Genomic DNA, 22,456 nt, shown 5'->3' with positions numbered 1-22,456 from the left:
TCCCCTATGAGCGTGCACGAACCAAAGGCCTCTCTGGAGCAACTGCGCCACTGGTCGCAACTCACGCCGTTGCACATCGCCCTGCGCCACAAGCGCCAGGGGCAGTGGTATGCCTGGCGCTGGATCGACACCTTGCGCGACGTCGAGCGGCTGGCCGATGGTTTGCGCCAGCAAGGTTTCAGCGACCAGTCACGCCTGGTGCTCAGCGGCGCCTTTGAGCCGAACCTGTTGCTGCTGGCGTTGGCGGCCCAGTCCGTCGGCGCACACGTGCTGACGCTGGCCGATAACCTTGAGCCGCAGGCACTGGAACAACACCTGTGGCGCATCCATCCCAGTCACGCCTACGTTCAAGGTCGCCAGTGCGATTGGGCGTTCACCCAGCGCTTGGATTTCGCCCAGTTACTCGGCCCCGTGGACCCGGCGCAACACCTGCAGCGCTGGTGGCAACCCACCGGCGAAACCGCGTTGTGGAGCGAGGAGGGTACCCACTGGCAGGGCGGCCTGGACGTCCTGCTGGAGCAATGGCTGAGCAGCGGCCACGGCCTGGCATTTCCGGAAAGCCTGGCCTCGGCGCAGCGTGATCGCGGCGAAGTCGCGCCCACCGGCCTGCTGCTGTCACCCGCGCGGTTACAGCACTTGGCCGATGAGATCGAAAGCCGTCTGGCCCCCCACGGCACCTGGCGTCGACGCCTGTGCGACTGGGCCATCGCCCACCCCCAAAGCGGCCTGCGCCGGCTGCTGAAAAACCGCGTGCGCAAACTGCTGGGCTTCCAGCGCCTGGCCTTTATCTGGCAGCCCCTCAAATCCACGGCCGAGCCGGTGTGGCTGGCCGAGTTCAAACGGGATATCGCATGAGTGACGCTATTCTCCAGGTGCGCGATATCTCGCTGTCATTCAAAGGGGTCAAGGCCATCAACGCCTTGTCTTTCGAGGTGCGGCGCGGCGAGATCTGCGCGTTGATCGGCCCTAACGGCGCCGGTAAAAGTTCGTTGCTCAACGTGCTCAATGGCGTGTATCGCTTTGACGCGGGCGAGATCGTTTTCGAGGCGCAACACTTCCACCGCATCGACCCGTTGGGGGCCGCACGCCGTGGCATTGGCCGGACGTTCCAGAACAACGCGCTGTTCAAGAAAATGAGCGTGCTCGACAACCTCCTCACCGGCCTGTCGCGGCATATGCGCAGCAGTGTTATCGAGCAGGCCCTCGGCTTGCCCCGTGCGCGACGTGAAGCCGAAGCCTTTCGCCTGCGTGGCCAAGGCATCCTTGAGTTTCTGGAGCTGCAAGCCCACCGCGATGTGCTGGTGGGCAACTTGTCCTACGGCCTGCAAAAGCGTGTGGAGCTGGGCCGCGCATTGATTGCCGGGCCCAGCCTATTGCTGCTCGACGAACCCATGGCTGGCATGAACGCCGAAGAGAAACAGGACATGGCGCGCTTCGTCGCTGACGTGAACCGCGACCTCGGCACTACCGTGGTGTTGATCGAACACGACATGGGCGTGGTGATGGGCCTGTCCGACCATGTGGTGGTGCTCGACTACGGGCGCAAAGTCGGCGACGGCACGCCGGCACAGGTGCAGGCCAATCCCGAAGTGATCGCCGCCTACCTGGGAGCCGTGCACTGATGACCTTCTTCTTCGAAACCCTGCTCGGCGGCCTGCTCGCCGGCACCCTGTATTCCCTGGTCGCCATCGGCTTTGTGCTGATCTACAAAGCCAGCGGCGTGTTCAACTTTGCCCAGGGTGCGATGCTGCTGTTTGCCGCGTTGACCTTCGTCAGCCTGCACGACCAGGGCGTGCCGTTTGCCCTGGCGCTGCTGCTGACGGTGATCGTGATGATCGTCGGCGCGTTGCTTATCGAGCGCCTGGTATTGCGGCCACTGGTGAACCGTTCGCAGATCACCCTGTTCATGGCCACTTTGGGCCTGTCGTTCATTATCGAAGGCCTGGCCCAAGGCTTGATGGGCGCGCAAGTGCGTGCCCTGGACCTGGGCATCGACGACGTGCCGCTGTTTGTTGGCCCGCTGATGCTCAGCCAGTTCGACCTGATCGCCGCCGCGGCTGCCGTGGTGCTGGTGACGGTGCTCGCGCTGCTGTTCAACAAAACCCGCATCGGCGTGTCCCTGCGCGCCGTGGCGGATGACACCACGGCGGCGCTGTCCATCGGCATCAACCTCAACCGCATCTGGCAGATCGTCTGGGCGGTGGCTGGCATTGTCGGGCTGGTGGCCGGTTTGTTGTGGGGCTCACGCCAGGGGGTGCAGTTTTCGCTGTCGCTGGTGGTGCTCAAGGCTTTGCCCGTGTTGATCATCGGCGGCTTTACCTCGATTGGCGGCGCGATTGTCGGCGGGCTGATCGTCGGCGCGGCGGAGAACCTTGCCGAGGTGTATATCGGCCCGCTGATCGGCGGCGGCATCACGCCGTGGTTCGCCTATGCCCTGGCCCTGGCCTTCCTGTATATCCGTCCCGCCGGCCTGTTCGGCGAGCGCGCCATTGAGCGAGTCTGAAACCATGTCGATCCCTGTTGCTCAACAAACCGCGCCGTTATTGCTGGTCCCGCGACGAGTGCCTTGGGGCCTTTTCGGTCTGCTGGGGTTGGCTTTTGTGGGGGTGCCGCTGTGGGGCAATGACTATTGGCTCAATGCGATCCTGATCCCGTTTCTGGTGCTGTCGCTGGCCGGGTTGGGCCTGAACCTGCTGACCGGCTATACGGGGCAAACCTCGGTCGGCGCGGCGGGGTTCATGGCGGTCGGCGCCTTTGCGACCTACGGCTTCCTGCTGCGCCTGCCGGAGCTGGGGTTGCCGGTGGCGTTGCTCGGCGGTGGGATTATCAGCGCCTTGGTCGGCCTGGTGTTCGGGTTGCCCAGCTCGCGGATCAAAGGCTTCTACCTGATGGTCACCACATTGGCCGCGCAGTTTTTCCTGGAGTGGCTGTTCGTCAAGTTTCCCTGGTTCTACAACTACGGCTCGTCCGGGACCATCTCGGCGCCCAGGCTTGCGCTGTTGGGCCATGACCTCAACACGCCGCTCGGTCGTTACTGGCTGACGCTGGTCACGGTGCTGCTGTTGACCTGGGCCGCGGTGAACCTGGTGCGCAGCCAGGTGGGGCGCAACTGGATGGCGATCCGCGACATGGACACCGCCGCCGCCGTGGTCGGCATCCCGGTGGTGCGTTACAAGCGCCTGGCGTTTGCGGTCAGCTCGTTTTACCTGGGCATTGCCGGTGCGTTGTGGGCGTTCGCCTACCTGGGCACGGCCAGCGCCAGCAGCTTCGATATCAACCGTTCATTCCAGATCCTGTTCATCATCATTATCGGCGGCATGGGCAGCATCGCCGGCAACTTCGTCGGCGCGGCGTTCATCAGTTTGCTGCCGATCTTTCTCAGCCATGCCGGGCAGGCGTTGTTCGGCGGTTCGGTGGACGCGGGGCAGTTGCAGAACCTGCAGAAAATCATCTTTGGCGTATTGATCATCGTGTTCCTGATCAAGGAACCCGAGGGCTTGATTCGCCTGTTGCACAACCTTCGCGACCGGCTGCGCCAGTGGCCGCTACGTTTCTGACCTATAGAAGAGAATCTCCATGCGTGCATCCTTGAAACGATCCCTGGTCAGTGCGGCCTTTGCGTTGGCGGCGTTGTCCGCTGCCGCCCCCCAGGCGATGGCCTCGGCCGACCAGCAATTCTTCCCCCTGGCGACTTACCGCGTGGGCGCCTATGCGTCCAGCGGCGTGCAAGTGTGGGCCGGGATGATCGACTACCTGCGCTATATCAACGAGGTCGAAGGCGGCATCAATGGCGTGAAACTGGTATGGCAGGAATGCGAGACCGAGTGGACGGCCGAGAAGGGCATCGAGTGCTACGAGCGCTTCAAGAATGGCCTGGACGGCGCGCCGGTCGCGGTGTACCAGCCCAACGGCGCGCCGGCCGCCTATGCGCTCAGCGAAAGGGCGGAGGTGGACAAGATCCCGTTGATCACCCTCGGTTACGGTCGCACCGAAGCCACTGACGGCACGGTATTCCCCTACAACTTCCCGGTGATGCTGACCTTCTACAGCGAGGCGTCGACGCTGGTGAACTACATCGCCCAGCGCGAAGGCGGCTTCGACAAACTCAAGGGCAAGAAGATTGCCACGATCTACCACGACTCGGCCTACGGTCGTGAAACCCTCGGCCCGCTGAAGTTATTGGCCGAGAAATACGGCTTTGAAAATATCCAGATCCCGGTGGCCGATCCGGGCAACGAACAATCGGCGCAATGGCGCCAGGTGCGCCAGGCCAACCCGGACTGGGTGTTCCTGCGCACCTGGGGCGTGTCGACGCCGGTGGCGGTCAAGACCGCCGCGCGTTTCGGCTTCCCGGTGGACCATATCATCGGCGATATCTGGGCCAGTTCCAGCGAAGACGTGTTGCCCGCCGGTGCGGCCGCCAAAGGCTACCTGGCGCTGACGCCTTACCCGGCGGGTGCCGATTTCGAGATCCACAAGCGCCTCAAGCAATCGATCCTCGACAAGGGCAACAGCGACCTCAAGGACCTGAAGAACTTCGGCAGCGTCTACTACAACTCGGGCCTGGTGAACGCCGCCGTGGCGGTAGAAGCGATCCGCACCGCCCAGGCCAGGTTCGGCAAGCGTCCACTCAACGGTGAAGAAGGCCGTTGGGGGCTGGAGCATCTGAATATCGACGACGCCCGCCTCAAGGCCATGGGTTACCTGGGCCTGATGCAGAACCTCAAACTGTCGTGCAGCGACCACGAAGGCGGCGGTTCGGCGCGGGTGCAGCAATGGGACGGCGCCAACTGGACGCTGGTCAGCGACTGGATCGCCGCTGACCGTGCGCTGTTGCGCCCGCTCATCGATGAAAAATCCGCCGCGTTCGCCAAGGAAAAAGGCCTGACGCCACGCACCTGCACCGGGGATGAATAAGCCATGAGCCAGCCCGCTGCTGAATCCGCCAGCCCGTCACTGCTGACGGTCGATGATATTGAAGTGATCTACGACGGCGCGATCCTGGCGGTGGCCGGGGTCTCGCTGAACGTGCCGAAGGGCGCGATTGTGGCCTTGCTCGGCGCCAATGGTGCCGGCAAGAGCACCACCCTCAAGGCCATCTCGGGTCTGGTGCGGGCCGAGCGCGCCGAGGTCAGCCGAGGCGTGATCGCGTACGCCGGCCAGGACCTGGCAGGTGTCGACCCCAGCCAGCGCGTGCGCCAGGGCATGGTGCATGTGCTGGAAGGGCGCCATGTGTTCGGCCAACTGACCGTGGAGGACAATCTGCGCAGCGGCGGCTTTGTGCGGCGCCTGAGCCGCAAGGACATGGAGCACGACCTAGAGCGCATCTACGCCTGGTTCCCCCGGCTCAAGACCAAGCGCCACACCCGCGCCGGGCTCACCTCGGGCGGCGAGCAGCAGATGGTCGCCATCGGCCGGGCGTTGATGACCCGTCCTACTTTGGTACTGCTCGACGAGCCCTCCATGGGTTTGGCGCCTATGATCGTGCAGGAGATTTTCGCGATCATCGCGCAGCTCAACCGCGAGCAGCAGGTGAGCTTCCTGATCGCCGAGCAGAACATCAATGTCGCGCTGACCTATGCGTCCCACGGCTACGTGCTGGATACTGGCCGCGTGGCCTTGAGCGGCAGCGCCGCCGAACTGCTGGCGCGGGGCGACTTGCATGATATTTATCTGGGTAAACAGTAAGGGCGAACCTGCATGAGTGAATCCATCCGCAACGCTGATGTACTGATCATCGGCGGCGGCCTGAGTGGGACGATGCTGGCGGTGCAACTGCTGCGTCTAGGTGGCCGGCGGCGCATCCTGGTGATCGAGCCGCGCGCCGAACTGGGACGTGGCGAGGCCTACAGTGCTGTGGAGCTGGGCCACACCCTCAACGGCAACGCGGCGCGCATGAGTGTCGACCCGGACAATGCCGATGACCTGACGCAATGGCTCACCGACTACATCGGCGCGGGCGGCTGGCCGGAGTCGGACCAGCAGCACGTGCCCATCAGCGAACTGTTTCCGCCACGGGGGATTTTCGGCGTGTATGCGCAGCAGCGGTTGGCCGAGGCCAAGGCGCTGTCCGCGTCCACGGTGGAGCATGTGCGCGCTGAAGTGGTCGACCTGCAAGTGGACGCGGGTTCAACCCTGCTGACCCTCGATAACGGCCGCCAACTGCGCGGCGCGTTTGCCGTGTTGGCCACCGGTATGTTCCCGGCGGCGCGCACGCCCCAAACCGAATCCAGCGGCGTGAACGCGGCGGCGGTAGACCCCTGGGATGTGCAGGCCATGACCCAGCTCGACCCGCTGTCGACGGTGCTGATCATCGGCTCCGGCCTGACCATGGTCGATGCGGTGGTGTCCCTGGAACAGGCCGGGCATCGCGGGCCCATCGAGATTTTTTCACGCCACGGCCTGCTGCCCCATGTGCGCCGGCAACCGCCGGTTTGGGAGGATTTCCTGGCCGCTGATCACGGCCTGCGCAGCCCTCGGCAGTTGCTGCATGAGGTGCGGCGGCAATGTCGGATCGCGCAGGCGCAGGGCATCGATTGGCAAGCGCCGCTGGACACCGTGCGTGCCCATATCGGCCGGTTGTGGAGCCAGGCCAGCGAGCGCGAGAAGCGTCAGTTTGTGCGGCATGTACGGCCATGGTGGGAGAGCCATCACCACCGCTCGCCGCCGTTGAGTGCGCAGTTGGTGGCGCGGCTGCATGAGGAAGGACGGTTGCGGATCAGGGCCGCGTCGTTCAAGGGCTTGGCGCCTGCGCACGAGGGCGTGACGATTCGTTTGCGTCATCGTGGCGAACAGGTGCTGACCCAGGTCTCGGGTGCTGCGTTGATCAACTCCAGCGGCATCGAATACGACTGGCGCCGCGTGGCCCGGCCGTTGCCGCAACAGTTGCTCAAGCGCGGGTTGATCCAGCCTGGGCCGTTGGCGCTCGGGATTGCGGCGGACAAGTCCGGCGCCGTGCTGGATGCCCAGGGGCAGGTCAGCCAGCGATTGTTTGCCATGGGCCCACCGTTGCGCGGGATGTGGTGGGAGAGCACGGCGGTAACGGATGTGGCGCTTCAGGCTAAAGCCCTGGCCGAAAAATTGACCAATATCTAAATGTGGGAAGGGGCTTGCCCCCTCCCAGATTTGAACCATCAATTATTGTGAGAGCTTCACAAGACCGGGTTTCAGGCCGAACACCTCAACCCCTTGCGCCGTCGCTTGCCCGGTCGTGACCTTGACTCGCTCCACCGGTTTGTCCATCGCCTCCCGATACTCCACTTCACCGCCTACGACCGCCTGCGCGGGCACCACAATCGCCTGCTCGTTGTTGTAGGTGACGATGGTCAACCGCGCACTCATGCCCAGACGCACCCGCTGCAACTGTTGCGGGGTCAGCTTGGGGATCGACAAGGTCACTGGAAACTGCGCGCTGCCCTGGCTGTCACTGGCCATCGCCAAGCCGCTGACCACGCTGACCGAGCCGGTCAGCCGCTCGCCATCAAACCCGTCGCCCATAACTTCCACCGCCTGGCCCTGATGCAATTGGTTGATGTCCAACTCCGAGACCTTGGCGACAATCTTCAGCCGTTCGATATTCGCCAGGCCAAACAGCACCTGGCCCTGGCTGACTTTGCTCCCGGCCTGGATTGGGGCGTTGGTGTTGCTGCCGCCTTGGGGCGTGTTGTTGCCGGGCGCGGGCACCACGATGCCGGAGAACGGCGCCTTGACCTCCCGGCCGTCGAGCAACGTGCGCAGGGCCTCGTATTTCACCGTAGCGTTGGTCAGTTCCATGTCGGCGATCTGGCGGTATTCACCCTTGCCCTGGTCGAGGGCCTGTTGCAGTTCGCTGCGGGCGGAGGCGAGGTCCAGTTGTTGCTGTTGGGCCTGTTGCTTGAGGTCGTCCAGCTCGTTGCGCGGGATGATGCCGCGCTTGAACAGGTTGTCGCTTTCGGTGAGTTTGCGCTGGGTGTTGCCGGCGGTCATCTCGGTGGTGCGCAGGCTGCGGCGGGCGCGGCTGACGGCGGGGCTGCTGTCCCAGTCCTGCATCTCTTGCACGGTGCGTCGGGCCTTGAGCTGGGCGGAGAGTGCGTCGCGTAATTGCACTTCGAGGGTGGCCGGGTCCATGCGCAGCAGCACTTGACCCGCCTCGACCCGTTGGCCTGGCTCCACCAGGTTGGCCTGCACGTTACCGTCGAACGGCGCGGTGAGGGTGAGGGTGGTGTCAGGCTCGATCTTGCCCACCAGGCCGATCTGGTGCACCAGCGGGTCGGGTTTCACGGCCAGCCATTGCTCGGCGGTACTGGCGGGATCGGACGCAGGGCTGCGCAGGGCCAGCCCGGCACCGACCAGCAACAAGATCACCACAGCGCCCAGCAGGCGTTTTCGATTAGTAGTCATTGAGGGCGATTTCCCAGCTTTCCAGCGTCATGCCCAGGGTCAGGTCGAGCTGTGTCTGGGCGTTCAAATAAGCGATCAATGCGTTGAGCTGCGCGTTTTCGGCGTTGCGCAGGTCGGTCTCGAAACTCAGCACCTGGAAGTTGGTGGAGCGCCCGGCGCTGAGTTTTTCCCGTTCGATCTCGATCTTGCGGCGTGACAGCTCCACCGCACGTTGGGAGATTTCATACTGACGCCAGCGGGTGCCGAGGTCGCGCACCACGTCGTTGACGCTGCGTTCCAGCTCCTGGCGGGCGTCGGTGATACGGATGGCCTGATCCTCCACATTCACCCGTGCACGCACTTCGGCCTGGCGCGTGCTGATGTCGCCGATGGGGATTTGCACCTGCACCCCGGCGTAGCTATCCCACGTGCGGTTGTTGCTGCTGCCGGCGTCGTTATTGTAGTTGTCGCGGATCTGATTCGCGCCGGCCACCAGATCCACCTGCCAGCGCCCGGAGTCCTTGGCGATCACCAGGTTGAGGTCGGCTTGCTGGCTGCCGAGCAGGGCGGCGAGGTATTCCGGTTGCTGGGTTTGCGCCAGGGTGAAGGCCTGGCGCTTGTCGATCTGCATGGGCTTGGCCTCCAGGGCTTCGGTGGCGCGAATCGGCGTGGACAGGTCCAGGGCCAGCAGGCGCAGGAGCGCCAGGCGATTGCTGTCCAGTTGGTTCTGCGCTTCTTCCACGCCCAGTTGCTGGGTGGCGATGTCGGCCTCGGTCTGCACAATCTCGAACTCGGCCATGCGCCCGGCACTGATCAAGGCCTTGTTTACTTCGAGCAACGTATCGGAGCGCTTGAGGGCTTCCTGCACGATCAGCAGTTGCTCCTGGGCGCGCAGCAATTCGCGGTAGGTGGCGATGATCTGGCTGATGGTCTGTGCCACGGTGGCCTTGAGGTTGAGGCGGTTGGCCTGTTCCGACAGCCGCGACAGGCGCAGCGGCGCGGTCGTGGCGTCCCAGCCGGCGCCGCGCATCAGCGGCTGGATGATCGCCAGGTCCAGGCCGTCGCTGCGGTAGCGGCCGGCGCGGTCGGCGTTGTTCAGCTGTTGAGTCCAGGCCATGCTCAGGCGCGTACCGTACTCGCCGAGCAGGCTGCTGGACGGTGCGAGGTTGGCGTTGCGTGCACTGTCCTGGGAGCCACGGGTGCCGCGGTAATAGCTGTTGAGGGTGAGCTTGGGGTTGAACACGTCTTCGGCCACCCGCAGATCGAACTTCTGCGCGACGCGTTGCAGGTAGGCACTGCGGATTGCCGGGTTCTTGCGCAGGCCCAGGTACACTGCGTCGCCCAGGGTCAGGGTAGTGACCTGGGCGTTCAGCGACACGCTGCGGCTGCTGCTGGGGGCCGAGGGGCGGATGACCACGTCGGCCGCCACGCCGGGCAGGCTGATCAGCGCCAGCAGCCAGAGCCATTTACTCATCACGCAGGGCCTCCACCGGTTGCAATCGCGAGGCCGAGACCGCCGGATAGATGCCAAAGAACAAACCCACCAGCAACGTGCTGCCCACGCCGAGGGGCAGGGCGGCAGCCGCCAGTGCGAATTCCCAGCCCGACAGCCAGGCGTAGAGCCAGGCGGCGCTCATGCCCAGCACTGCGCCGCACAGCGCGCCGACGGCGGTAAGGGTCACGGCTTCGAGCAGGAACAGGTTGCGGATATCCCGCTGGCGAGCGCCCAGGGCCATGCGAATGCCGATCTCGCGGCGCCGCTCCGAGACGTTCATCAGCATCACGTTCATCACCCCCACGCCACCGCCCACCAGGGAAATCGCACCGAGCGCCAGCAGCAGGTAGGCGAAGGTGCGGCTTTGCCGGGTCATGCCATCGATCATCTGCTGGGGTACCTGGATGTCGACAGAATGCTCGGTAAGTTGGGTTTGCAAGGCACTGGCGGCCTCTTTGGCGATGCGCTCCATGTCCTGGCCGGGCGCGGCGCGGATGATCACGTTGCCGATCTGCGGCATGGCGTAGATGCGGCGCATGCCTTCGGCGGGGATGAACAACGACTCGTTGGCCTGCACTGGCATCAGCATCGCCCTGGGCTGGTTGTGCAGGATGCCGACGATCAGGAACAGGTAGTCGTTGATGCGCACGCGGTCGCCCAGCCGCAGCGGATCGCCCGGCGCCCCCAGGGCCTGGGCGACCTGGTTGCCGATCACGCCATAGGTTTCGTTGGCATCGAAGCCCGACAGGAAACGCCCCTGCTGCAGTTGCAGGCGCATCGTCTGAGGAATGTCCGGCGTGCTGCCGACAAAGTTGGCGTTGACGCTGCGGCCATGGAACACGATGGGCCCGCTGAACAGGCTGAGTGCGCCGATATGCGCGATGCCCGGCACAGCCGCGCGCACTGCTTGCAGGTCGAGTTGGGTGTGCATCGGCACATTGCTGCTGCCTTTGGGCGGGAACTGCACCACCAGGGTGTCGGTGCCCATGTCCTTGAAAATCAGCGCGGCATCCACCGCCGCGTTGTGGCCGATATTGATCAGCGCCACCACCGATGAACTGCCGATAACAATGCCCAGCAGCGCCAGAACCGAGCGCTTGCCCAGGGTGCGCAGGCTGATGAAGGCTTCATGCAGCAGTTGGCTGAGGCTCTGTTCGACCCGCAGGCTCATGGGCGACCGACCTCGTGCACCACGCCGTTGCGCACCAGGATCTTGCGCTCCAGGCGTTCGGCGATCTGCGCGTCGTGGGTGACGATGATCAGCGTGACCTGCTGCTCGCGATTCAGGGCCAGCAGCAGGTCCATGATGTCCTGGGCGGTGCTGCTGTCGAGGTTGCCGGTGGGTTCGTCGGCCAGGATCACCGAGGGTTTGCCCACTAAGGCTCGGGCGATGGCCACGCGTTGGCGCTGGCCGCCGGAGAGGTCGGCGGGGCGATGGTGGGCGCGGTCGGCCAGGCCTACCTGTTCGAGCATGCGCTGGGCCTGCTCCACCGATTCATGGCGCGACACACCGCGATAGCTCAGGGGCAGGGCAACGTTGTCCAGGGCGCTGAGGCGCGGCAGCAGGTTGAAGCTCTGGAAGACAAAACCGATCTGCTGGTTGCGGATCGCCGCCAGTTCGTCCGGGGTGGCGCTCAAAATATCGTGGCCGGCAAAGTGGTACTGGCCGCTGTTGGGCAGGTCCAGCAGGCCAAGGATATTGAGCAGGGTGCTCTTGCCGGAACCGGAGGCGCCGAGGATGCCGCAGCTGTCACCGCGGGAGATCGACAGGCACACGTCATTGAGAATGGACAGCTTTTGCCCGGCCAACTGATAACGTTTGCCGATGCCTTGCAGGGAGATCAAGCCTGGGTGCGCGGGGGTCTGTGTCATCATGACTACGCCTGCAGTCTCGACGCCGCCGGCATGCCCCTGTAAATCCTTGTAACAAGTTCGGGAGCTGCCTGGTATGCGTCACGGACTGGTTTTATTTCTTGTTTTTAAAATATTGTTTGAATACTAACCGTGTTCCCAGTGCTTCGCCAGCCATGGATGTAGAGCGGTTTTACCCTTTGAAACGATTTAACCCGTCGGTGTGAGGAGCTGCCAAAATACCCCTGGCTGGCCGCAAAATGCCCGCTGGCAAAGGCTTTGGATGGTATGGCGGTGTGTCACTACTTGCTTTCGAACGGCCGCCCCGGTATAAAAAATCAAATTATTTTTTAAAACAATATTTCCGCCGTGGAACCCTTTATGGTCGCGAAGAAACTCAGCGCTCCAAACATTACCAAGACTCGATTGCTGGATGCGACAGAGGCGCTCTTTATTAAGTACGGTTATGACGCGGTGTTGTTACGGCAGATTACCGAGCGTGCCCAGGTGAACCTGGCTGCCGTGAACTACCACTTCGGGGACAAGGACTCCCTGATGAAGACCCTGCTGATGCAACGCCTGGAGCCGCTCAACGAGCAGCGCCTGGAGCTATTGGCACGTTGTGAAGCCGAAGCCGATGGCCCCCTCGATTGCGACACCTTGCTCGGTGTGCTCTTCGCTCCGGCCATGGGCCTGGAGCGCAGCGACCCGGCCAGTGCCAGTGGGGAAGGGCGTTCGTTCATTCGTTTCCTGGGCCGGGTGTACAGCGACACCTCACCGTTTATCCAGGAATACCTCAAGGTGCATTACCAGCCGGTGTTCCAACGCTTTTTCGAAGCCTTCGCCCTGGCCTTGCCGGATTTGCCGCGCAACGAACTGGGTGTGCGCCTGCAATTTGCCCTCAAGGCGATCTCCGGGGTGATGGCCGGCACCGAGCTGCGGCTGCTGATGAACTCCATGAGCCTGGGCCGCCCGGCCACCGACGCTGAGGTGATGGCCAAGCTGATCACCCTGGTCTCGGCCGCCATTCGCGTGCCGCAACAAAGCCCCGAGGCGCAAACCGCGTTGGCGAAGGTGCTGGATACCCAGCGGGCCATTCGTGAACAGGCAAGTGCCCCCGCCCTGAAAGCCTCGCGTTGACCACCCGGATAACTCCAGGCAAAAAAAAGCCCGCTGGGGCGGCGGGCTTGATATGCAGCATTTGTAACGGATGAGGCTTCACACTACGTTTGGGGATGTGAATAAAACGTGAAAAAAATGTAAGTGAAAGTGTGAAGTAATTGATTTGCATAAACGGAACGCTGTGTAAAGCGGCCCAGACGTTTTTCTCTGCAACGCATCCGCCATTTGACGTTTAGAGCCGTTCAGCCTGCCCGTACGCCTGCCGGGGTCCGCACCGCGTGACAACCGTTCGTCGCTACTGTCAATGTTGACAGCTATTCAGCCCAACCCGCCGGGTGTCTGATTTCCTTGTCCCGCGCCCCTTGGCGCTATTGCCGCAAGGAATTCAGCCATGCCTGATGAGCCAGCTGTCATTGAGCCTTCCCCCGCCGAGGGTTCTGTCCCATTTGACCACGCCCTTGTGGTTTACCCGTCCAACAGCAACCGCGCCGTGGACCTGGAGCCCCCTCCTTATGTGGCCAACCCGGTCATTTCTGTGATCAACGCCGATCGAGGATTGGGCATCCGCCACATCGAGAACAGCCTGATCGTAACCTTTGAGCGCTGGGTGACGTTAAATGTGGGCGATGTGTTCGAGTTTTACATGGGCGGTTCCCCATTCGAGCTGGCCTGGGCTGAAGTGCGGCCAGGCGAAGAAAATCGGCCACGGTATCAATTGGCGATCCTCCGCAAGCTGGTGCCTCTGGGCTTTGTTTCGTCCTGCTATGGGCGGGTGGTGCGTGTGGGCAGCGGTACGGAAAGTACCTCGGTGCCGCAAACCTGGTTGATCAAGGACACAAGGCCTGGCGGCGTCGATCAGGACCCAGGCTTGCCTTATCACTCCGCACTCAAACTGCACTTGCCCCTCGACCTGCAACGGCCGGGCAGCGTGCTGGACCCTGATCGCGCAGCCCTGGGAGTCGTGCTCACCATTGATCGTTACCCTGAAATACGCATACGCGACACCATTGAGCTTTATTGGAACGGCCATTTGGTGACGTTGCAGTTGGACGCCGATCACATTTCCGGGGCCAGGCCTATTGAAGTGCGGGTGGAGCCGGAAATCATTAACCGGCCCCACGGCAGTGGCTTACTGACGATCCGTTTTCGGGTCCGCGATGAAGTGCTGAATTTTTCCGGCGAAATTCAGCAATGGTCGCAAGTGGTGCATCTGGAAAGTGATCTTGATCCCGACTTGCTCGAACGGCCGTACTTCCTGGTGGACCAAGTAGATATTACCGATGTCAATTTCGATACCCAAGGTGAGGGCCGCTTTGAAGTAGAAGTGTATGTCCCCAGGCAGCTGCCCAACGGCTCCACCACACCGGCAGGTACCCAAATTCTCGTTACGTTAAGCGGCATCCGGGCTGACGGCTCTGAGCATATTGTGCATTTACCCGCCTTCACGGCACGTATAGGCCGCTCTTCCTACGCCCATGTGGAAAACAGCATCCTCAAGGCGCTGATCAATGGCTCCATGCAAATCTCCTACGAGTTGCAATTTCCACTGGGTACCGTGCTTGGCACATCGCGCCGCCTGACGGTCACCATTTTTGGCACGGTTTCCACCATGCCGCCGGTCGACGTGGTGGAAGATGACGCCGGCTTGATCGACCCCTCGATTGATTACATCACTGTCGAGTTTCCAGAGTACACGCCCTACGACCGCAACTACTCCGTCACCCTGCGCATGGAAGCCATGCGTACCGGTGGCGGCGTGGAGTTCTATGAGCAAACCTTGCTGGCCGGTGCCCCACCGCCACCGACGCGCTTTCGGATTGTGCCGCGCAGTGAATTCCTGCGCTTTGTGGGGTTGGGCGATGTGAAGATTTTTTATCGCGTGGACGACGGCCTGGTCGGCGTGCTGGGCGGCAGTGGTGCGCTGACGGTCCGCGAGTCCGAGCACTTGATCGTGCACTTTGGCGAGCGGGTGGCCGAACTGCCGGAGCCGCAGTTGGACCGCGTCGATGAGCACGGCAACCTTGATCCGGACGATGTGATTGGCCAGGCCATCGTGACACTGCCCTATGTCCGCACCTTCCCGGGTGACACATTTATCTGGCGCTGGGTGGGCACGGGGGATAACGGCAGTACCGGGGATGACATCCTCCTCAATGGCAGCAGCGCGGGCCGGCCAGTGGTGTTTGGGGTCGACAAGGTGTTTGTCGACAACAACCGCAATGGCGAGATCCGTCTGAGCTACACCTTGATCCCGGCAAGTGGCGGGGCCCTGCGTTCTAAAATCCTCATCGTGAGCGTTGGCCAAGCCTTGGGGAATTTGCTGCGACCCGAAGTGCTTGAAGCCTCCCGCAACCCCGATCAACTGACGCCCGAAGCCGTCACACAGGGTGCGACCATTCAGGTCAAGTTCCCGCAAATGCTGCCCACCGACCGCATCCGTGCCGTATGGGCGGGCATTCCCGGCATCGGCAGCCACAGTGAAACCAAGGACGGCAACAGCCAAAAAACCCTGAACTTCACCGTCCCCGCCGACGTGGTGGGTGCCAACATCGCGCCCTTTGGCCGACAGATCAGCGTGCAATACTTCCTGCTGCGGGGTACCCGCGAAATACCGTCGTTGATCCTCGACCTGTTGCTGCTCACCCTCAACACCTTGCCGATCCCGACCATCGAAGGCGTGGGGGATGTGCCGATACTCAACCTGTCACGACTGACCGGCAACGAGCGCACCATGATCAACACCTGGCATTTCATCCACCGCAACCAGCGCATGTGGATGCACTACACCGGGACCTATGCCGACCCGGAAGGGACTTACTTCGAGGCCACGTACACCAACAACCTGGTAACCGCCGACGGCGAGGTTAACGGCATCATGCCGCCGGCGCCCGTGGATGAACTGCGAAAGCTGAAGGATGGGTCAGACCTGCTCATCCAGTTCTGGGTCAGTTTTGATCGGGGCTCAGAAATAGGTAACGCGGTATTGTTCCGCGAACGGCGTCACATCGTGCAAGCGCTTCCCAGCGAACTGCCGGCGCCCAGGTTCCACAACCTTCCGGGTGCGAGCCTAAGCATCTACCCACTTCAGTACGAGCACTTTGCTTTTGTGGCAGTGGCTTACGAGGGCATGAACAGTACGCACTTTATCGAACTGCAATGGATCTATCCCGATTGCACCATGGAGCCGATCTCTGGGAAGTCCGGATTGGACGGCGGGCGCGTGGACTTCCCGATCAGCGCAAGGATCATTGCCAACAGCGTCGGTAAAACGATCACCTTGCGTTACGTGGCGACTATCAGAACTGGCACGGTGACTTCTAACAGCCAAGAACTGACGGTGGAGATGATCCGGCCTGAAGATTTACCGCCACCACTGATCAACGGACTGCCGGACGGCGGCGTTCTGGACCTGGCGGCCTTTACCGGCCCAGGTAAAGCCAGTGTCAGTAAATGGCCGTTGAGCTTTATCAACCAAAGGGTATGGCTGACCTGCAGCAGTCCCGGCGTGAACGACTTGAAGGTGCTTGAGAGTTACCCGATCAATTCAGGGGAAGCGGCGGCGGGGCTGGTGAATAAGGATGTGGCGCGCGCTTGGTTATCGACCGTGCGGAACAATGGCTCGATTACCGTCAGTTGTGAAGTGACGTTGGATGGCAGTACGGAAAGGGGGGGGCAACCTTTTCCACTGATGACCTATACAGTCGCCTATCCACCACCTTTGCAAATAGACCAATCGACGATGGTTTTGAATGGCCGCGCGATTATTGTGTCTGGCTGGACAAAGAGGGGAGAGTATCCCGGTAACACGCAAGGCCGGAACGCAACCGGAGGGGTACCTCCTTATACCTATCAGTCCAGGAACCCAGCGGTGGCATCGGTCACGCCAACGGGATCTGTGTCCGGGATGAGCAATGGCAGTACGATTATCGACGTCACTGACCGAAATGGCGCCCTCGTGTCTTACTCAGTGAATGTCAGCAATGTATGGCTTCTACGTGAAAATCGTAACAGTATGAACTGGGCAGGTGCAGTTAACTGGCGAAAATCACTGGCCGGTGCTCAGGGCATTTATTTTGACGATGGAGTCCGCTTTATGGGAACAGCCTACGGCTGGCCACTTCCGGTACCTTATGATTCGTTCTATTGGTTAGGCGTAGAGGAAGGGTGTGACCCTCTGACAGGCGTGATTTGGGACTCTTTAAAGTTTCCCGATGGTGCCAGGTGTATCAATAGAAATACATCCACCTGGGCTTGGTGCTTACAACCCTCATAACTGCTGTGAAAACAGGGGAGTGGACTCATTTAATCGTTAAGTCTACTCCCCTTGATTTCGGTTTCAGATTTTCCACTGCTCCGAGCTTTTAAGAAGCCCCTCACGCATCGTGTCGATGTTGGCGGCTAATTGCAGCGTCAACAACCGATAACCATCTAAACCAATACGTACCGGCGTTTCGAGCAGGTTACGGTCGGGCGTTACACTGCCTGATCGCTCCAACCGCTCCGTCACCCCCGACCTCAACGCCCGCGCCATCCCCACCAACTGCACCCCAATCTGCCGATGCTCGGCCTTGAGCATCACCTGCATCCGCGCCATCGCCTGTTCATCGCGAGGGTCGGGCCGGGTATTGCCGAGAATCTCCAGCGTGCTGATGCACAGGCGCAAGTGCCGTTGGATCGCGTCCAGCTCGGTCATGGAAATGCGCACTTCCTTGGACACCGACGGCATCAGCGAGCGCAATTGCACCATCGCCGCGTTCAGGCGGTTGAGCAGTTTGAGGTGTTCGTCGTCGGTGACCGACTGGCCGTTGATGATCCGGCTGTAAATCGCCGCACAATCACGCAAGGCGCTGGCCAGGTTGTAGCGCCACGAGTACACGGCGTACAGCGGCAGGGCGAAGGAAAACGCCAGGGCCAGCACGATGCCGATCAGGATATCCACGGTGCGCCACAACCCGTCGGACAGCGGATTGTCTCCGTGGCCGGCGACGATAAATACCGTGATCGCCGACAGCAGCGCGATGTAGCCGCCCTTGCCGATGGCGTGATAGGAGAAGAATCCGCACACCACCGACATCAACAAATAGGTCAGCAGTGGCTGGCCGAAGTAGGCCTGTTGCACCACCAGCAGCAGGCCGACGCTGGCGCCGATCAAGGTGCCGTAGGCGCGCTCCACGGCTTTCTTGCCGATATTGCCGTGGTGCTGCAAGCCACCGATCACGATCAGCATGGTCACCGAGGCCCATTCGCCATGGGGCAGGTTGATGCCGGTGGTCAGCAGGATCGTCGCCAGCAGGCCGATGGACACACGCACGGCGTGGATCAGCTTGGCGTGGCGATAGCGCCGGTACGGATCAAGCAGCGGGCGCAACAGGCGCCGAGCGAAGAGTGGCAGATTCATCAGTATTAAAGGGGCCTCGGTTCAGGAGATGTACACAATCCAAATGTGGGAGGGGGCTTGCCCCCGATGGCGGTGGATCAGTACCGCATGTGTTGGCTGGCCCACCGCTATCGGGAGCAAGCCCCCTCCCACACAGTGAGTCGTGCAGATGTTAGAAGATGTAATCGGTGGTCAGGAAACTCGAATCGCGGTTGCGCAGGATGTCGCTGACCAGCGCCTTGTTGCTCTCCTGGAACTTGGTGGCCACCAAGGTGCGGATCGAGAACACGCGCAAGGCGTCATGCACTGACAACGTGCCCTCGGCCGAGTTCTTGCGCCCGTTGAAGGGGAAGGTGTCCGGCCCGCGCTGGCATTGGGCGTTGATATTGATCCGGCCAACCTGGTTGGCAAAGGTGTCCACCAGGCGCCCGACGGCCACGGCGTTGGTGCCGAAAATACTCAATTGCTGGCCGAAGTCCGAGTCGAGCACGTACTCGATCACCGTCTCCAGGTCGCGGTAGGGCACGATTGGCACCACCGGGCCGAACTGTTCTTCGTGGTACACGCGCATCTGCGGGTTCACCGGGTACAGCACCGCCGGGTAGAAGAAGGACCCACGGCTGGTGCCACCGTTGGCATTCACCACCTGGGCGCCATGCTGTTGCGCATCGGCCACCAGTTCGTTGAGGTAATCCACCTTGCCCACTTCCGGCAGCGGCGTCAGCGACACGCCGTCTTCCCACGGCATGCCGGGTTTGAGGGTCGCCAGTTTGGCGTTGAATTTCTCGATAAAGCGCTCGACGACATCCTCATGCACAAACAGGATTTTCAACGCGGTGCAGCGCTGGCCGTTGAAAGACAACGAGCCGGTGAGCGCCTCGCTGACGGCATTGTCCAGGTCGACCTCGGGCAGCACGATGCCGGGGTTTTTCGCGTCCAGGCCCAGGGCGGCGCGCAAGCGGTGCGGCTTGGGGTGCAGTTTTTTAAGGTCGCTGGCGGCCTTGTTGGTGCCGATGAACGCAAAGATATCGATCTTGCCACTGGCCATCAGCGCGCTGACGGTCTCGCGGCCACTGCCGTAGATCACGTTGATCACCCCGGCCGGGAAGCTGTCGCGAAACGCCTCCAGCAGTGGGCGGATCAGCAGCACGCCGAGCTTGGCCGGCTTGAACACCACGGTGTTGCCCATGATCAGCGCCGGGATCAGCGTGGTGAAGGTCTCGTTGAGCGGGTAGTTGTAGGGGCCCATGCACAGCGCCACGCCCAGCGGCACACGGCGGATTTGCCCGAGCGTGTCCTGTTCCAGCTCGAAGCGGCTGCTGCGACGGTCCAGCTCCTTGAGGGCATTGATGGTGTCGGTGATGTAGTCGCAGGTACGGTCGAATTCTTTCTGCGAGTCCTTGAGGTTCTTGCCGATTTCCCACATCAGTAGCGTGACTACGGCATCGCGTTGTTCACGCATGCGGCGCAAAAACGCTTCGACATGCTGGATACGGTCCGCCACGCGCATGGTTGGCCATTCGCCCTGGCCCCGGTCGTAGGCGCGCACGGCGGCATCGAGGGCGGTGAGGGCGGTCTCGGCGTCCAGCAGCGGCGTGCTGCCGATCACCACGCGGCGCTCGCCCAACTGTACCGGGCTCTGCACCTGGGCCAGCGGGCCGCTCCATACCTGCAACTGGCCATCGACCAGGTAATCACGCTGTTCAATGGGCGCTTCGAGCCGGAATTGCTCGGGAATGTCGGCCACGGACGTGGGGAAAAGTTGGGCGAGCAGGTTGCTGGTGGTCATGTCGCTACCCCTGGAATAGTTGCAAAACATGACTAGAGAGTCACCCAACAGAGGGCTCTATGGCAAGGCTTGTGCGCTTTGCAGTACGCACCGCGCCTTGCGCCGGGTAAACTGCGCGCCTTTATTGAAGGAGTTCACATGAGTCAGTACCAGCCGGGCATTCTTGCCGCACCGGTGCCTTTGCAGGCACGCCATCTGTTTTTTGCCGTGGATACCCTGGCAGCCGTGCCTGCTGCGCTGGACGCGTTGGTGCAGTTGACCGATTCGGCGGCAGTGGTCGGGTTTGGCGAGCCGCTGGTAAATGCACTGGGTGCGACGGTTGACGGCTTGCGCAGCTTTCCAACCGTGAGCGCGCCGGGCGCGCACAATCCGTCCACCCAGCAGGCACTGTGGGTATGGCTGCACGGCGTGGATCGCGGTGAACTGCTGTTGCGCAGTCGCGCTTTTGAGAAGGCCCTGGCCCCGGCGTTCAGCCTGGCGCAATCAACCGAAGGCTTTCGCTACAAGACCGGCTTCGACCTCACCGACTACGAAGACGGCACCGAAAACCCTCACGACGACGCCGCCGTTGAAGCCGCCTTGACCGACAGCGGCGCCAGCTTCGCCGCGATCCAGCAATGGCAGCACGACCTCGACGGCTTCGCCGCCTTGCCTGCCCAGGAGCGCGACCACATCATCGGCCGCCGCCATGGCGACAACGAAGAGCTGGAAGACGCCCCCGAATCCGCCCACACCAAACGCACTGCCCAGGAAAGCTTCACCCCGGAAGCCTTCGTGGTGCGCCGCTCGATGCCATGGGCCGAGAACGGCCAGGCCGGGTTGATGTTCCTCGCGTTCGGCCACTCGTTCGATGCATTCGAAGCACAACTGCGCCGCATGAGCGGGTTGGAAGACGGGATTGTCGACGGGTTGTACCGCATCAGTACGCCGTTGACCGGTGGTTACTACTGGTGCCCGCCGGTTATTGGGGGGCGACTGGACCTGAGCGCGCTGGCGAACATGAAATTGTCGTCAGGCAACTGATCCACGGCTGAAATAAACCAGCGCTGCCCTTAATCTGGAAGCCTTACTAACCGCGTGGATCGCCCATGTCTTCTGCCGCCGATGGCCTGCCCCTCAATAAACGCCTGCCGGCCGTAATCGCGATCTCCCTGGGGATCGGCATGGCGACCCTGGACACGGCCATCGTCAACACGGCATTGCCTACCCTGGCCGAGGGAATCGGCACCGATTCGGCCTCGGTGATCTGGGTGGTCAATGCCTACCAGCTGGCGATTATTGCCACGGTGCTGCCATTTGCGTCGCTGAGCGACGTGCTTGGGCATCGCCGCGTGTACCTGGGCGGGTTGCTGCTGTTTATCGTCTCGTCGCTGTTTTGCGGGTTGGCCGGTTCGTTGGAAACCCTCACCGCGGCGCGGGTGGTGCAAGGGTTGGGGGCAGCGGCGATCATGAGCGTGAACACGGCGTTGCTGCGGCATATCTACCCGTCGAAAATGCTCGGGCGCGGCCTCGGTTACAACTCGTTGGTGGTGGGGTTGGCGTTTACCTTGGGGCCGACTGCCGCGTCGGCGATCCTGTCGGTGGCGACGTGGCATTGGCTGTACCTGATCAATGTGCCGCTGGGGTTGTTGGCCCTGGCACTTGGCGTGCGTTCATTGCCGACGCTGCCCATGACCGGGCACGCGTTCGACCGACTGGCGGCCGTGTTATGTGCAGGTTTGTTCGCTTTGTTGGTGTTGGGCCTGGGCACGGCGGTGCACGGTGCCCAAGCCGCACTGACCTTGGGCTTGATTGCCGTGGCGCTGTTGTGCGGCGGGTTATTGCTGCGTCGCCAGGCCGGTCATCCGGCGCCGATGCTGGCCCTGGATCTGTTCAAGCGGCCGGTGTTTGCCTTGTCTTCTGTCACTGCGATCTGCGCTTTCAGTGCCCAGGGCCTGGCCTTTGTGTCGCTGCCGTTTCTGCTGCAGGCAGTACTCGGCCATAGCCAGGTGGAAACCGGTTTCCTGATGACGCCGTGGCCGGCCGTGGTGGCGGTGATGGCGCTGGTTGCCGGGCGCCTGGCCGACCGTGTGTCCCTGGGCCTGCTGTGCGGCATCGGCCTGTTGATGTTGAGCTTGGGGATGGCCGCGTTGGCGACCTTGGGCAGCGGCGCGTCGGCCTTCGATATCGGTTGGCGCATGGCGTTATGCGGTGCCGGGTTTGGCTTTTTCCAATCGCCTAATCTCAAGGCCTTGATGACCAGTGCACCGCTGGCGCGCAGTGGCGGGGCCAGCGGCATCGTGGCGATTTCACGCTTGCTGGGGCAGACGCTGGGCGCGTCGCTGGTGGCGTTGTGTTTCCATCTGTCACAGGCCGGCGGTCCGCACGCGGCGTTGTGGCTGGGCTGTGCCTTTGCGCTGGTAGGCAGTGTGGCCAGTGGTTTGCGTTTGCTGCCTTATGGGAAAAAGACGTAACGGGGCGTTGT

Annotated in this window: 17 protein-coding genes; 11 read left to right on the top strand and 6 right to left on the bottom strand. The window is 62.2% G+C overall.

The window, feature by feature from the left end; translation table 11 throughout:
- The first annotated feature begins 6 nt into the window (after positions 1 to 6).
- The 7 genes from DNK50_RS19800 to DNK50_RS19770 are packed head-to-tail and all read left to right on the top strand — an operon-like array spanning position 7 to position 7,095.
- On the top strand, positions 7 to 855 hold the full coding sequence (locus tag DNK50_RS19800; RefSeq protein ID WP_112195942.1) for an AMP-binding protein: 849 nt from the start codon (positions 7 to 9) through the stop codon (positions 853 to 855).
- Positions 852 to 1,622: an ABC transporter ATP-binding protein gene (locus tag DNK50_RS19795; protein WP_112195940.1), complete on the top strand. Its 771-nt coding sequence runs from the start codon at positions 852 to 854 to the stop codon at positions 1,620 to 1,622. Before DNK50_RS19800 ends, DNK50_RS19795 begins: the two co-directional genes overlap by 4 nt.
- Positions 1,622 to 2,503, top strand: coding sequence for a branched-chain amino acid ABC transporter permease (locus DNK50_RS19790; RefSeq protein WP_112195938.1), 882 nt, complete (start codon positions 1,622 to 1,624; stop codon positions 2,501 to 2,503). The genes DNK50_RS19795 and DNK50_RS19790 overlap by 1 nt, the downstream gene beginning before the upstream one ends.
- Before the next feature lie 4 nt (positions 2,504 to 2,507).
- Positions 2,508 to 3,557 (top strand): branched-chain amino acid ABC transporter permease, encoded by a 1,050-nt coding sequence (locus DNK50_RS19785; protein WP_112195936.1) that lies wholly within the window; start codon positions 2,508 to 2,510, stop codon positions 3,555 to 3,557.
- A 19-nt stretch (positions 3,558 to 3,576) separates the two neighbouring features.
- Positions 3,577 to 4,917 (top strand): ABC transporter substrate-binding protein, encoded by a 1,341-nt coding sequence (locus DNK50_RS19780; RefSeq protein ID WP_112195934.1) that lies wholly within the window; start codon positions 3,577 to 3,579, stop codon positions 4,915 to 4,917.
- A 3-nt stretch (positions 4,918 to 4,920) separates the two neighbouring features.
- The gene (locus tag DNK50_RS19775; RefSeq protein WP_112195932.1) at positions 4,921 to 5,688 is read left to right on the top strand and encodes an ABC transporter ATP-binding protein; all 768 of its coding nucleotides are present in this window, start codon (positions 4,921 to 4,923) and stop codon (positions 5,686 to 5,688) included.
- Positions 5,689 to 5,700: 12 nt separating this feature from the next.
- Complete coding sequence (locus DNK50_RS19770; protein ID WP_112195930.1) at positions 5,701 to 7,095, top strand: FAD/NAD(P)-binding protein; 1,395 nt, start codon at positions 5,701 to 5,703, stop codon at positions 7,093 to 7,095.
- A gap of 42 nt (positions 7,096 to 7,137) precedes the next feature.
- Here the strand turns inward: DNK50_RS19770 and DNK50_RS19765 are convergent, their stop codons facing one another.
- From DNK50_RS19765 to DNK50_RS19750, 4 genes are read right to left on the bottom strand one after another with little or no spacing between them, the layout of a single operon-like run.
- Complete coding sequence (locus DNK50_RS19765) at positions 7,138 to 8,379, bottom strand: efflux RND transporter periplasmic adaptor subunit (protein WP_112195928.1); 1,242 nt, start codon at positions 8,377 to 8,379, stop codon at positions 7,138 to 7,140.
- The gene (locus DNK50_RS19760) at positions 8,369 to 9,832 is read right to left on the bottom strand and encodes a TolC family protein (protein ID WP_099583278.1); all 1,464 of its coding nucleotides are present in this window, start codon (positions 9,830 to 9,832) and stop codon (positions 8,369 to 8,371) included. The genes DNK50_RS19765 and DNK50_RS19760 overlap by 11 nt, the downstream gene beginning before the upstream one ends.
- A complete protein-coding gene (locus DNK50_RS19755) occupies positions 9,825 to 11,024 on the bottom strand; it encodes an ABC transporter permease (protein WP_112195926.1) in 1,200 nt (399 codons plus the stop codon). The genes DNK50_RS19760 and DNK50_RS19755 overlap by 8 nt, the downstream gene beginning before the upstream one ends.
- The gene (locus DNK50_RS19750) at positions 11,021 to 11,728 is read right to left on the bottom strand and encodes an ABC transporter ATP-binding protein (RefSeq protein ID WP_099583280.1); all 708 of its coding nucleotides are present in this window, start codon (positions 11,726 to 11,728) and stop codon (positions 11,021 to 11,023) included. The genes DNK50_RS19755 and DNK50_RS19750 overlap by 4 nt, the downstream gene beginning before the upstream one ends.
- A gap of 357 nt (positions 11,729 to 12,085) precedes the next feature.
- On the opposite strand from DNK50_RS19750, the gene DNK50_RS19745 reads away from it, so the two are divergent.
- The gene (locus DNK50_RS19745) at positions 12,086 to 12,844 is read left to right on the top strand and encodes a TetR/AcrR family transcriptional regulator (RefSeq protein ID WP_112195924.1); all 759 of its coding nucleotides are present in this window, start codon (positions 12,086 to 12,088) and stop codon (positions 12,842 to 12,844) included.
- 373 nt (positions 12,845 to 13,217) lie between these two features.
- Complete coding sequence (locus DNK50_RS19740) at positions 13,218 to 17,099, top strand: hypothetical protein (protein WP_112195922.1); 3,882 nt, start codon at positions 13,218 to 13,220, stop codon at positions 17,097 to 17,099.
- Between the two features lie 63 nt (positions 17,100 to 17,162).
- Here the strand turns inward: DNK50_RS19740 and DNK50_RS19735 are convergent, their stop codons facing one another.
- Positions 17,163 to 18,224, bottom strand: a complete 1,062-nt coding sequence (locus DNK50_RS19735) for an FUSC family protein (RefSeq protein WP_112195920.1) — start codon at positions 18,222 to 18,224, stop codon at positions 17,163 to 17,165.
- 151 nt (positions 18,225 to 18,375) lie between these two features.
- Positions 18,376 to 19,992 carry an NADP-dependent glyceraldehyde-3-phosphate dehydrogenase gene (locus DNK50_RS19730; protein WP_112195918.1) on the bottom strand — a complete coding sequence of 539 codons (1,617 nt, stop codon included), beginning with the start codon at positions 19,990 to 19,992 and terminating at the stop codon, positions 18,376 to 18,378.
- Between the two features lie 138 nt (positions 19,993 to 20,130).
- Between DNK50_RS19730 and DNK50_RS19725 the strand changes: the two genes are divergently transcribed.
- The gene (locus DNK50_RS19725) at positions 20,131 to 21,015 is read left to right on the top strand and encodes a Dyp-type peroxidase (RefSeq protein ID WP_112195916.1); all 885 of its coding nucleotides are present in this window, start codon (positions 20,131 to 20,133) and stop codon (positions 21,013 to 21,015) included.
- 65 nt (positions 21,016 to 21,080) lie between these two features.
- Positions 21,081 to 22,445 carry an MFS transporter gene (locus DNK50_RS19720; protein ID WP_112195914.1) on the top strand — a complete coding sequence of 455 codons (1,365 nt, stop codon included), beginning with the start codon at positions 21,081 to 21,083 and terminating at the stop codon, positions 22,443 to 22,445.
- The last annotated feature ends 11 nt before the right edge of the window (positions 22,446 to 22,456 follow it).

Source organism: Pseudomonas sp. LG1E9 (assembly GCF_003290225.1).
GTDB classification, from domain to species: Bacteria; Pseudomonadota; Gammaproteobacteria; order Pseudomonadales; family Pseudomonadaceae; genus Aquipseudomonas; species Aquipseudomonas cyclaminis.
Note: the sequence above shows the minus strand (reverse complement) of the source record. Positions and strands in the feature narration are given on the sequence as shown.